A 689-nucleotide genomic window follows, 5' to 3' on the forward strand; every position below is an offset into this window, starting at 1 on the left:
GAACAGGCACCGTTTGCAATTCTGGTTAATCATGGCTTTAAAAAAAATGGCAAATGGTATATTGAAACCTGTAGTAGTACCCACGGCGATTATGATTCTTGTCCGGTGTGTCAGTATATTAGTAAAAATGATCTGTATAATACCGATAATAAAGAATATAGCCTGGTTAAACGCAAAACCAGCTATTGGGCAAATATTCTGGTTGTGAAAGATCCGGCAGCACCGGAAAATGAAGGTAAAGTGTTTAAATATCGTTTTGGCAAAAAAATTTGGGATAAAATTAATGCAATGATTGCAGTGGATGTGGAAATGGGCGAAACCCCGGTGGATGTGACCTGTCCGTGGGAAGGCGCAAATTTTGTGCTGAAAGTGAAACAGGTGAGCGGCTTTTCTAATTATGATGAATCTAAATTTCTGAATCAGAGTGCAATTCCGAATATTGATGATGAATCATTTCAGAAAGAACTGTTTGAACAGATGGTGGATCTGAGCGAAATGACCTCTAAAGATAAATTTAAATCATTTGAAGAACTGAATACCAAATTTGGCCAGGTTATGGGTACCGCAGTTATGGGCGGTGCAGCAGCAACCGCAGCAAAAAAAGCAGATAAAGTTGCAGATGATCTGGATGCATTTAATGTTGATGATTTTAATACCAAAACCGAAGATGAGTTTATGTCTTCAAGTAG

At 38.3% G+C, this 689-nt stretch carries 1 protein-coding gene; it reads left to right on the forward strand.

From position 1 onward, the window contains the following. Window positions 1-689: hypothetical protein (locus SB765_RS27955; RefSeq protein ID WP_410932268.1), on the forward strand; the 689-nt coding region annotated here is incomplete at both ends.

The organism is Pseudomonas sp. SIMBA_067, assembly GCF_046534675.1.
GTDB lineage: Bacteria > Pseudomonadota > Gammaproteobacteria > Pseudomonadales > Pseudomonadaceae > Aquipseudomonas > Aquipseudomonas putida.